This is a genomic window from Stenotrophomonas sp. STEN021 (assembly GCF_056760175.1).
This window is the reverse complement of the sequence record NZ_JBRREH010000121.1, coordinates 1-11,726: the sequence shown is the minus strand read 5'-3', so window position 1 is coordinate 11,726 and position 11,726 is coordinate 1. Positions and strand designations below refer to the sequence as shown.

Here is an 11,726-nt window from a genome sequence, read left to right as displayed (position 1 = left end):
TTGGTGTGTTGGTGTGTTTGGTGGCTTGGGGTTGGGTTTTTGGCCTTCGCGGCTGCCGCCCGGCCGGTGGGGCCCCCCCCACTACCCCCACCGTCCCTGCCCCGCCAACTCCACCGACCCGGCCATATTGCGTAGCAACATGCGTCAAACCTTTGGCTGTGCTAAAAAATGCGCGCCAATCGTTTAGATCGATCCAAATCGACACCCCCACGATCCCAGGCAACGGAACCCTGCTCGAGCGCCAGACACACCGTTGAGCGATCGCAACAAGGCCCCGGCTTCACATGTTTTTAGATCGATACAAGTCCAAATCACCGTGACAGTTAGCGATTCAATCCAGGAGAGGGAGAGAAATGAAACAGATCACACGCAAGCACGGCCGCGACACCTTGTCCGCCGCCATTGCCTTCGCCTTGTTCGCCGTCGCAGCCGTTCCCGGCGCAGCGCTCGCGCAACAGGCCAGCACCAGCCCCGACGCCACCACGCTCGATAGCGTCAACGTCACCGGCTACCGCTACGCCATCGAAAAAAGCCTTGAGCAAAAGCGCGACGCCAATGCCGTGGTCGAGGTGATCACCGCAGAAGACGTCGGCAAGTTCCCCGACAAAAACGTGGCCGACGCGCTGCAGCGCGTGCCCGGCGTGATCATCACCCGCGACGGCGGTGAGGGTAAGAACGTCAGCGTGCGCGGTCTGGCATCAGGCCTCACGCTGACCCAGTTGAATGGCAACTACGTCGCCAGCTCGGAAACCAACAACGAAGCATCGCGCTCGTTCAACTACACTTTGCTGCCGTCCAACATGTTGTCGGCCGCAGAACTGTACAAAACCCCGGAAGCACGCCTGGAAGAAGGCGGCATCGGCGGTACGGTTATCCTGCGCACGCGTCGCCCGCTGGACATGGAAGCCAACTCCGGCTTTGCCAGCATCGAAGGCACCTCGTCGGACACCACCAGCGGCATCGACCCGCAGGCGTCGGCGATGTACTCCTGGCACAGCGAGGACGAGCGCTTCGGCCTACTGATCGGTGCAACCAAGCAGAACCGTCGTAGCCGCACCATGACCGCCAGCACCGAGGATTGGCAGTGGTATAGCGACCGCCTCGACGCCAACGGCAACATCAGCCACAAGTACGTTTGGGACGAACGCGGCACCACCCGCGATCCAGCCGTCGATGTGCACGGCAATCGCCTGCCTGAGGCTTCGCAGTTCTGGGGCCGTTCCGGCATCTACAACCAGACCGGCGGCCACTACTCCGGCTTCTTCATGCCGACCTCGGTCAACTTCGCGGTCAAGGACGAGAAGCGCGAGCGCACCGGTAACCAGCTGACCTTCCAGTTCAAGCCGGTCGACAGCGTCACCATGACCGCGAACTACTTCCGCTTTGAGCTGGAGGGCAACTACACCCAGAACATGCTGAAGATTCCGGAATGGAACCTGGCGCGTGTCGCTGGTGACGGCAACTGGGAACCGGGCCGCCTGCTCAACGACTTTAGCTTCGACCCCAGTGGCACCATCGTCACCGGTGCCGAGTACGAAAAGCTGGCTGGCAAAACCTACATCTGCAGCGAGGACGAAGCCAAGGCTGCCGGCCTGCCCGGCGGTGGCTGGGGCCCGGATGACTGCACCATTCCGACCCCGCAGCTGACCGGTACCTACAGCCGCGAAAAGGCGCTGTCGCAGACCGCAGACCTGAGCGTGGACTGGGACATCAGCCCGCTGTGGAAGGCGTCGTTTGCCGGCGGCCGCACCTGGTCCGAAGGCGGCCCGTCGATGAGCTTCCGCATGTCGGCAAAGCCGCGCCGCAAAGTAGGCAACCAATGGCAGGCCGGCAACCAGTACAGCGCGTGGGACATCACCGGTACGCCGTCGGCAACGTTCTCGCCGGACTTGCAGCAGCAGCTGATGAACGGCATCGCCGAGGTCGACACCGGCTCCACCGATTCGTCATGGACCCAGACCAGCATCAAGCAGAATCACTTCCAGGCTGACTTCAACAAGCTGTTCGAAGCCGGTTGGCTGGATTCCATCCAGTTCGGCACCAAGTACAGCGACAGCAAGGTGCACCGCAATACCGGCAATACCTATTGGGTGTGCCAAGGTGCGGACCCGAGCGACTACAGCAAGCGCTACCAGGCTGGCTGTGATTCCACTGCCGGCATCGCACAACCCGGCTTCTTCCTGTCGCAGCCGATCGGCAACATCGCCGGCGGCTTCAACGCGAACGTATTTCCTGGCATCAACTATCCTGCCTACATCGACTATCTCAACAAGACCTACGGTCCGGCGCAGAACCGTCGTGAGGACGACTTCGTCTACAACGTGGGCGAGAAGGTCTATTCCGGCTATTTCCAGGCCAACTTCCGTACAGAACGTGTTCGCGGCAACGTCGGCATCCGTGTAGCCCGCACCAAGCAGCACGCCGAATCCAGCGATTCGGTCGAACGCTTCAACGACTACTTCGCTGACAACGCCAGCGGCTCACCGATGGCCTGTACCGATCCTGCCGCCGCCGCGTTGCTGGGCTCGAACACGGGTTACGGCTGTGAGAGCGGATTCGTGCGCCTGCCCGACAGCATGGCCCGCGAGAAGAGCTATGAGCTTGCCTCGCTGGACAAGACCTATACCGACATCCTGCCAAGCTTCAATATCGCCTGGGACATCACCAACAACCTGGTACTGCGCGGTGCAGCTTCCAAGGTCATCTCGCGTCCCAGCTACACCAGCATCGCCTACCCGGGCGGCTTGAGCTACTACTCCGCCGAATACAGCGCCGACCGCGTTGTGGCCGGTGGCGCAGTGAACCCGGGCTGGTACGGTTCTGGCAGCAACAAGGACCTGGAGCCGTTCAAGGCAACCCAGTACGACCTGAGCCTGGAGTGGTACTTCCAACCCGGTGCAGTTGCAGGTGTTGGCCTGTTCCGCAAGGACGTGAAGAACTTCACCGTACCGGTGGTGCGCGACCTGCAGATGAACGTTGCAGGGCAGTCGGTAACGGTGCAGGACTATTCCACGGAAGCCAACGGCCAGGACGGCGTGTCGCAGGGTGTGGAAGTGTACGGCCAGTACACCTTCGACTTCGGTCTGGGCTTCCAGGCCAACTACACCTACAACGACACCAACCTGGCTTCGGTTGAAATCGACGGTGAGAAGATCGGTGCCTCGCCGCTGGTAGGCAGCGCAAAGAACCAGGGCAACTTCACCGTGTTCTACGAGAACCGCTATTTCCTGGCGCGTGCCTCGTACAACCGTCGCGGCGAAGTGGTTGGCGGCCTGAACAACGGCTTCACCATCTATACCGAGCCGTATGACCAGCTGGACCTCAACGCGGCCTTCAACATCCGCGAGGACCTGACCCTGAGTGCTTCGGTACTCAACGCCACCAAGTCCGAGCAGCGTGTGCACCTGGGCAGCGACACCAAGGCCCGTCTGCTGTCCAACAGCTATGCAGGTCGCCAGCTGTACATGGGCCTGACCTGGAAGTTCTAAGGCTTGTCTAGCCGTGCTGTCCGCACGGAGGTAGCGAGAAAGCCGCGCTGGTTACGGCGCGGCTTTCTCTTTGTGCGCCAGACGCGGTTGGAAGTCGCATCCCCGCACTCCCAACATCAACTCAAGTCAACGCCGTCATAACCCCTTTCCGATACGCCGGCCGCTGCTGCAGCCGGGCATACCACGCTGCCAGGTGCGGCAGCTCCGGTCGTTGGATCGGCATCTCAAACCAGGCGTAGATGAAGGCGCCCAGCGGAATATCGCCCATCGCAAAACGCTCGCCGGACAACCACGGCTGCTTTTCCAACGCCGCATCGACCAGCGCCAGCAACTCACCACAGCGTAACAACGCCGCCGCAATACGCGCCTCATCACGATCCGCTGGTGCAGTACGCACGACGCCCCAGAACAGGTCACGGAAGGCCACCGCAAAACTCGATGTGGTCCAATCCATCCATTGTTCGCTGCATGCACGCTCAACCGGGTCGGACGGATACAACACGTCCAGTGCATAACGTGCCGACAGATAACGCACGATGGCGTTGGACTCCCACACCGGCAGACCTTGATCCTCGATCACCGGCACCAAGCCATTCGGATTCATCGCGCGGTATTCGGCCGTCTGCGTGCCACCAAACGCGCCACCCACTTCGATCGACTCATACGGCAAGCCGATTTCCTCGGCGCACCACAACACCTTGCGCACATTGCTGGAATTGCGCCGGCCCCAGATCTTCAACATTCCCCCACTCCTTTCAGATCAGTTCTCATCGCGCGCCCCCTTGCGTGGCAGCGCGCGCACCGCCGATGCCTTGCCGGCACGCTTGACCTCGAACAGGCCTGTCGCATCGATCAGCTCGCTCAGCTTGCGATAGCCATAATTGCGCGAGTCGAACGATGCGCGGTTGGCAATCTGGTTGCCGACCGAACTCAGCAGCGCCCAACCTTGCTCATCCGCCACCGCATCCACCGCGCCACGCAGCAGGTTGAGCAGGCGCGTGTCACCGCGCAGTTCATTGGTGCTGCGCGGCTTGATCGGTGCCGCGAGTGGCTCGGAGACTTCCGTTGCAGTCGGCGCAGCCGGCGCGCTGCTGGCGGCCACGTGCTCAACGACTTCGGGCGCATCGTTGCCCAGCGCTTCCAGATAGGTGAACTTCGAGCAGGCGTTGACGAAGGCCAAGGGCGTCTTCTGTTCACCGAAGCCATAGACCTTCACGCCATCGGTGAGGATGCGCATCACCAGCGGGGTGAAGTCGGCATCGCTGGAGACAATCGCGAAGCCATCCAGGTTGCGCGCGTACAGCAGGTCCATCGCGTCCACCACCATCGCCATGTCCGAGGCGTTCTTTCCCTTGGAATAGGCGAACTGCTGGATCGGCCGGATCGCGAACTCATGCAGCACGCTTTCCCAACCCTTCAAGCGTGGGTTCTTCCAGTCGCCGTAGGCACGGCGCACATTGGCCACGCCGAAGGCGGCCACTTCCACAAGAATCTCGTCGATCTTCGATGACGGCGCGTTGTCGGCATCGATCAACAGCGCGATGCGCTTCTCAGGCTCAGACACGGGTGACTCCATGGCGGCAAGCTGAGTGCCAGTATCGGTCATCGCTGTTTCAAAGCACATCAATGCGATGATGCGTACTGACAACCCGCCCCCACGGCCGGTTCACCGGCCCCACCGGAGTACGTCATGCCGCAACACCCGCATTTTGTCGTCGTCGGCGGTGGTTTCGCCGGGCTCTGGGCCAGCCGAGCGCTGGCCAACGCGCCCCTGCGCATCACCTTGATCGACCGCCGCAACCACCATCTGTTCCAGCCCCTGCTCTACCAGGTCGCCACCGCCGGCCTGTCCTCACCGGATATCGCCGCGCCACTGCGGCATATCCTCGGCAAGCAACGCAATATCGAGGTACGGCTGGGCGAAGTGGTGTCCATCGACAAGCACGCCCGACAGCTGCAGCTCGGCGATGGCGGCGTGATTGGCTACGACATGCTACTGGTCGCCAGCGGCGCCACCCATGCCTACTTCGGCCACGACGAATGGGCCGCCGATGCGCCCGGCCTGAAGACGCTGGACGATGCGCTCTACCTGCGCCGCAAACTGCTGCTGGCCTTCGAGCGCGCCGAGGCCGAGCCCGACCCGGCCAAGCGCGCCGCCTGGCTGAGCTTCGCCATCGTCGGTGGCGGTCCGACCGGCGTGGAGCTGGCAGGCACCCTGGCCGAGATTGCCCGCCACACACTGAAGAACGAGTTCCGCCATATCAATCCGGCCGACGCCAAGGTGCGGCTGGTTGAAGCCGGGCCGCGGGTGCTGTCCACCTTCCCGGAAGTGCTGTCACTTAAGGCGCGCCGCCAACTGGAGAAGCTGGGCGTGGAAGTCCTCACCGGCACCGCCGTCAGCCATATCGACGGGCAGGGCTTCCAACTGGGCGACACCCACGTCCCCGCACGCACCGTGGTGTGGGCGGCTGGTGTGGCCGCCTCACCGCTGGCACGCACGCTTGAGGTGCCGCTGGACCGCGCCGGCCGCGTACAGGTGGAACCAGACCTCACCGTTCCCGGCCACCCGGAGATCTTCGCCGGTGGCGACCTGGTCGCGCTGATGCAGGCCAATGGCCGCCCGGTGCCGGGCGTGGCGCCTGCCGCCAAGCAGATGGGCAAGTACGTGGCGCAGGTGATCCGCGCACGTCTTGATGGCAAGCCAGCGCCACCGCCATTCCGCTACAACGACCAGGGCAACCTGGCCACCATCGGCCGCATGGCGGCGATCGTGCATGTCGGCAAGCTGCAGTTGTCCGGGCTGCTGGCCTGGTGGTTCTGGCTGGCCGCGCACGTGTTCTTCCTGATCGGCTTCCGCAACCGGCTGGTGGTGCTGCTCAACTGGGCAGTGGCGTATTGGAGCTACCAGCGCAGCGCGCGCATCATCCTCGGCGATGCCGACGAGGAGGATGGCAAGGAACCTGCAGGCTGATCGCAGCCGCGCCAGCGGCAATCAGCTGTTGCCGTTGGCAAACTGCTCGAATACTTCGCGCCCGGTGAGTTTCGGCGTCTCGTTGGCCAGTTCGTAGTACGACGGTTTTTCGTCGATGAAGATCTGGCTGGCCAGTTCGAACGCTTGTTCCTGGAACAAGCCGGCCGGCACGAAGTATTCGCCGTCCGGCACCAAGCGGTAATACAGGTGCGTGCCGCACTGTGAGCAGAAGCCACGCTCGGCCCAATCCGAGGAACGATAGGTCTTCAGCGCGCTGCCGATGACCTGCACCTGGTCATCGCAATGCACCGCGAACAGCGGCCCACCGGACCAGCGCCGACACATGCTGCAATGGCATAGACCGATCTCGGAATGCTCATTGGCGATCACTTCGACCGAACCGCACAGGCAGTTCCCTTTCATCACCAGCTCCGTCTGCAAGAGGAATGCCGAATCTACACGGGAAAGATCACCGGTAGTGCCGAGCCATGCTCGGCAGGGGATTTATCAGAACCCCGTCCGTAGTGCCGAGCCATGCTCGGCAGAGGCTCCATGCACGGACCAACCGCCACCGGTAACGCCTCTGCCGAGCATGGCTCGGCACTACAGCGGGTTAGTTCGTGCACAAGGCCTCTTGCCGAGCATGGCTCGGCACTACAAAACAAAGGCCCGGGTTTCCCCGGGCCTTCGTGTTACTGCTGCTGCCTTGCTCAGGCGGCGAACAGTGCCTTCATCTTCTTCAGCGCGTTGGCTTCGATCTGGCGGATGCGCTCGGCCGACACGCCGTACTCATCTGCCAGTTCCTGCAGCGTCACCTTGCTGTCGGCTTCCAGCCAACGGCGGGCGATGATGTCGCGCGAACGCTGGTCGAGCTTGGCCAGACCTTCACGCAGCAGGCTCAGCTGGTTGTCTTCGCTGTCCTCGCGCTCATAGGCCTGCGACGGATCTTCATCGCGCGCGACCAGATACGCAGCCGGCGACGGCGGCGCATGATCGTCGTCTTCATCCGACGGCGCATCGAAACCAATGTCGCGACCGGACAGACGCGATTCCATCTCCATCACTTCACGCTCGGAGACGTTCAGATCCTTGGCGACGGCGCTGACCTCGGCGGCGTTCATCCAGCCCAGGCGGGTCTTGGACTTGCGCAGGTTGAAGAACAGCTTGCGCTGCGCCTTGGTCGTGGCGACCTTGACGATGCGCCAGTTCTTGAGGATGAACTCGTGCATCTCGGCACGGATCCAATGCACCGCGAAGGACACCAGGCGCACGCCCATGTCCGGGTCGAAGCGCTTGACCGCCTTCATCAGGCCGATGTTGCCTTCCTGGATCAGGTCGCCCAGCTGCAGGCCGTAGCCGTTGTAGCCGCGGGCCACGTGCACGACGAAGCGCAGGTGCGAATGCACCAGCTCACGCGCGGCGTTCAGATCCTGCTCGTCACGGAAGCGACGCGACAGTTCCTGTTCCTCATCGACCGACAGCACCGGGATCTGGTGCACGGCACCGATGTAGGCGTCCAGCGAACCGAGCGCACTGGGGATCGGGAGATTGTTTGCCACAAGGGCAGTAGAGGTGTTCAGGTTCATAGGACCTCATCTTAGCAGTCGAACTATTGGACTGCTCAGTACAGAAAAAGTTCCAGCGTTCTGTTTTTGTTGCCAAACCCAGAGTCAAGCCTGAATAGGCGACAGAAACATCGGCATTCCGAGGACCGCCAAGGTAGCAAGTCCAAGGTCACCGCGATATGACAGGAATCAAGGCAGTTCAGCGATCAGACGGCGCCAGGTCGGCCAAGGCTGGCAGCCGCCAGTCAATCCGGGCCTGGCCGTTGCGGGCCAGGTAGTCATTGGCCTGCGAGAAGTGCCGGCAACCGAGGAAGCCCCGGTGGGCCGACAACGGCGAGGGATGCGGCGCCTTGAACACGCGGTGGCGGCGGGTATCGATGACCTTGCCCTTCTGCTGGGCGTAAGCGCCCCACAGCAGGAACACCAGGCCTTCGCGCTCGCGGTTGAGCACGTCGACCACGTGGTCCGTGAAACCCTCCCAGCCGCGGCCCTGATGCGCGCCCGCCTTGCCCTCTTCCACGGTCAGCACCGCATTGAGCAGCAGCACGCCCTGCTGCGCCCACGGCAGCAGGCAGCCATGGTCCGGGCGCGGGATGGCCAGGTCGGCCTCGATCTCTTTATAGATGTTGAGCAAGGACGGCGGCACCGGCACGCCCGGCTTCACCGAGAAGCTCAGGCCATGCGCCTGGCCATAACCGTGGTACGGGTCCTGCCCCAGCACCACGACCTTGACCTGCTCGAACGGGGTGGCGTTGAAGGCAGCAAAGATTTCCGGACCAGGCGGGAACACATGCGCCCCGGCTGCCTTGCGCTTGCGCAGGAAGGCCGACAGCTCACGCATTTCCGGGCGCAGCAGCCAATCGCCGATGCGCGCCTTCCAACTGGGCTCGAGCTGGATCTGTGCGCCGTCTTCGCTCACAGCACCACCGCCGGCTGTGCCATGCGTGCCAGCCGCAGCTGGAACAACACCTTGGTCACCAGCAGACGCTCTTCGATGGGTTTCTGCACCAGATCATTGGCGCCGGACTGCAGCAACGCCGACTGGTTGTGCGGGTTGCCGTCGCCGGTCATCACCAGCACCGGCAGGCGCCGCTTGCCATAGGCGAAGTCGACGCGGATGCGCTCGACCACGTCGCGGCCGCTGAGCTCACCCTTGAGGGTGACGTCGGTCAATACCAGGTCCACCTGGCGCGTGGTGCGGCCCAGCGACTCGGCGGTGAGCAGCGAGAACGCATCCTCGGCAGTGAGCACATGCACCACATGCAGGTCATGCCGCTCCAGCATGCGTTTTGTGGCCTCGGCCACCACGCGGCTGTCTTCGACATACAGCACGGTGGCATTGGCCACCGGCTCGGGCTGCACATAGCCACGGATGAAGGTCGCCAGCGCTTCATGGCCCAGCGCCTTGTCGAAATAGTCGGTGACATATTCGGTGAAGCGGCGCTGTTCCAGATGCTGCTGGGCGTCGCCGGAAACCACGATCACCGGCACATAGGCCTGCCCTGCGGTTTCGCGCACGCCACGTGCCAGCGCCAGGCCATCACCATCAGGCAAGGCCAGCGAGGTGGTGACCAAGTGCACCGGGCCGGCAGCCAGCGCTTCACGCGCCTCGGCAATGCTGGCGCAGCCAACCACCTCGACATCAGGCAGCTCGCGCTTGAGCACATCGCTGATCAGGCGCCGTACCAGTTTGGATCCATCGACCACCATTACCCGCGGCGCGTCGCTGATCAGGTGCTTGAGCTCGTGCGTGGACATGCGGGCCTCAGGTTTCAGTCGGGCGAGTCTGCCTGAGGAAGTGACCTGTCACCAGCCATGCCCCCAACCAACCCAGAATCGTGGTGCCAACCAGCACCATGCCCGAATGCAGCATATCCAGGCCATGCAACATGAAAGGACTGCCGTAACTTTGCGACAGGTTGGCCAGTGGCGCGCGCAGGGCCAGCCCGCACACACCGATTAAGCCCAAGGCGAGCGCGCCAGCGCCGAGCCCGTACCACGCGCCCAGATAGACGAACGGGCGACGGATGAAGCCGTCACTGGCACCGAGCAGCTGCAGCACGCCGATTTCCTCGCGCCGTGCCTGGATATCTAGGCGCACCGTATTGCCGACCACCAACGCAGCACCCAGGCCCAGCAGTACCGACAACACCTGCACCAGCCGCGCGCCGAAGTTCAGCCAGCCATCCAGCCGCTGCCGCCAGAGCGCATCGTGCTGGACCAGATCGGCCTGCGGCAAGGCTTCCAGCGACTTGGCCAGGGCGGCGTCAACACCATCGGCCGGGGTCACGATCAGCAGCGTGGGCAGCGGGTTCTCACCCAGCGCATCGATGGCTTCGCCCAGCCCGGCGTTCTCGCGCAGCTCGGCCAGGCCTTCGTCCGGTGTACGCAACTGTACCTGCGCCACGTCGGTACGGGCGCGCAGGGTCTTGGCCAGTTCCTGCGCGGCGGCGCCATCGACGTCGGTTTTCAGGAACAGGTTGATATCGCGCGATTGCTGCACGCTGCCGGCGAAATGCTTGAGGTTGTCCAGGCCGATCGACAGCCCCAACGGCAGTGCCAGGGCCAATGCCATCACCGCCACCGTCAGCGCGGTTGCCCACGGCCTGCGCAGTGCGCGGCCGAGGCTGAACACCACGCTGTGCAGATGGTGGTTGATCCAGGTGGCCAGCCGCGACGGTGCCGCCGTGCTGGTGTTCGTTGCGGACTTCTCGCTGCTGTTGCTGCTAGTCATTCGGCCAGGTCCTGCGGCGAGATGTCATCGACCAGACGGCCGTGGTCGAGGATCAACACGCGCTTGCGCATCTGCTTGAGCAGGGCCAGGTCATGGCTGACCACCAGCACGCTGGTGCCGCGCGCAGGCAGCTCGGCAAACAAGGTCATGATTTCCGCGGCCAGGGTCGGGTCAAGATTACCGGTGGGCTCGTCGGCCACCAGCAGCTTGGGCTCGGCGACAATCGCGCGGGCGATGCCGACGCGCTGCTGCTCACCGGCCGACAGTTCACTGGGCAGCGCCTTCTCACGATGGCCAAGGCCCATACGTTCCAGCACCGAGCGCACCCGCTTGCCGGTATCGGCACGGCGGTCGCCGCGCAGGATCAGCGGCAGGGCGACGTTCTCGCCAATGCTGCGATCGACCAGCAGGCGATGGTCCTGGTAGACCGCGCCGACTTCGCGCCGATGCAGGGCAACCTTGCCGCCGCGGACCTTGAGCAGATTGCGCTCGCCGAAGATGACAGCGCCACGGCTGGGCCGCTCGCTGAGATGGATCAGCTTGAGCAAGGTGCTCTTGCCGGCACCGGAGTGCCCGGTGACGAACAGCATTTCGCCGGCCGCCACCTCAAAGCTGACATCCAGCAGCGCCTGATGGCCACCGGCATAGTGTTTGCTGACATTGTCAAAACGCAGGACGCTCATCGTGCTGATTATGCAGGAGCGCGGGCGGACTGCGGGGATGCAGGTCACGTGTAGTGCCGAGCCATGCTCGGCAGAGCGAAACCTGTAGTGCCGAGCCATGCTCGGCAAGGGGCCTTACCAGCCATGCGGTAAAAGCGGCACGCACCGCGAAGCCGGGATTGCATCAACCGGCAAAATGCTTACCCCTCCCAAACCCTCCCCTTTGCTGCGCAAAAGGGAGGGAGCTGTAGTGCCGAGCCATGCTCGGCATGGGGCTTTACCGGTAATGCCTCTGCCGAGCATGGC

Annotated in this window: 10 protein-coding genes; 2 read left to right on the top strand and 8 right to left on the bottom strand. The window is 63.4% G+C overall.

What is annotated here, in order from left to right; all coding sequences use genetic code 11:
- Positions 1-353: 353 nt before the first annotated feature.
- On the top strand, positions 354-3,488 hold the full coding sequence (locus ACVOL0_RS19195) for a TonB-dependent receptor (RefSeq protein ID WP_481550438.1): 3,135 nt from the start codon (positions 354-356) through the stop codon (positions 3,486-3,488).
- A gap of 121 nt (positions 3,489-3,609) precedes the next feature.
- Here the strand turns inward: ACVOL0_RS19195 and ACVOL0_RS19190 are convergent, their stop codons facing one another.
- Positions 3,610-4,230 carry a glutathione S-transferase family protein gene (locus ACVOL0_RS19190; protein WP_481550437.1) on the bottom strand — a complete coding sequence of 207 codons (621 nt, stop codon included), beginning with the start codon at positions 4,228-4,230 and terminating at the stop codon, positions 3,610-3,612.
- Between the two features lie 18 nt (positions 4,231-4,248).
- Positions 4,249-5,064 carry an NYN domain-containing protein gene (locus ACVOL0_RS19185; RefSeq protein WP_481550439.1) on the bottom strand — a complete coding sequence of 272 codons (816 nt, stop codon included), beginning with the start codon at positions 5,062-5,064 and terminating at the stop codon, positions 4,249-4,251.
- Between the two features lie 114 nt (positions 5,065-5,178).
- On the opposite strand from ACVOL0_RS19185, the gene ACVOL0_RS19180 reads away from it, so the two are divergent.
- The gene (locus ACVOL0_RS19180; RefSeq protein ID WP_481550436.1) at positions 5,179-6,459 is read left to right on the top strand and encodes an NAD(P)/FAD-dependent oxidoreductase; all 1,281 of its coding nucleotides are present in this window, start codon (positions 5,179-5,181) and stop codon (positions 6,457-6,459) included.
- Positions 6,460-6,480: 21 nt separating this feature from the next.
- On the opposite strand, the gene ACVOL0_RS19175 is transcribed toward ACVOL0_RS19180, so the two are convergent.
- From ACVOL0_RS19175 to ftsE, 6 genes are all read right to left on the bottom strand, one after another.
- Positions 6,481-6,882 carry a GFA family protein gene (locus tag ACVOL0_RS19175; RefSeq protein ID WP_481550435.1) on the bottom strand — a complete coding sequence of 134 codons (402 nt, stop codon included), beginning with the start codon at positions 6,880-6,882 and terminating at the stop codon, positions 6,481-6,483.
- Between the two features lie 287 nt (positions 6,883-7,169).
- Positions 7,170-8,045, bottom strand: a complete 876-nt coding sequence (gene rpoH, locus ACVOL0_RS19170; RefSeq protein WP_282272958.1) for an RNA polymerase sigma factor RpoH — start codon at positions 8,043-8,045, stop codon at positions 7,170-7,172.
- A 178-nt stretch (positions 8,046-8,223) separates the two neighbouring features.
- Positions 8,224-8,943, bottom strand: coding sequence for a uracil-DNA glycosylase (gene ung, locus ACVOL0_RS19165; protein WP_481550434.1), 720 nt, complete (start codon positions 8,941-8,943; stop codon positions 8,224-8,226).
- The gene (locus ACVOL0_RS19160; RefSeq protein WP_057628046.1) at positions 8,940-9,782 is read right to left on the bottom strand and encodes a response regulator; all 843 of its coding nucleotides are present in this window, start codon (positions 9,780-9,782) and stop codon (positions 8,940-8,942) included. The genes ung and ACVOL0_RS19160 overlap by 4 nt, the downstream gene beginning before the upstream one ends.
- A 7-nt stretch (positions 9,783-9,789) precedes the next feature.
- Positions 9,790-10,758 carry a permease-like cell division protein FtsX gene (gene ftsX / locus ACVOL0_RS19155; RefSeq protein WP_481550433.1) on the bottom strand — a complete coding sequence of 323 codons (969 nt, stop codon included), beginning with the start codon at positions 10,756-10,758 and terminating at the stop codon, positions 9,790-9,792.
- The gene (gene ftsE / locus ACVOL0_RS19150) at positions 10,755-11,441 is read right to left on the bottom strand and encodes a cell division ATP-binding protein FtsE (protein ID WP_481510910.1); all 687 of its coding nucleotides are present in this window, start codon (positions 11,439-11,441) and stop codon (positions 10,755-10,757) included. The genes ftsX and ftsE overlap by 4 nt, the downstream gene beginning before the upstream one ends.
- Positions 11,442-11,726: the final 285 nt, after the last annotated feature.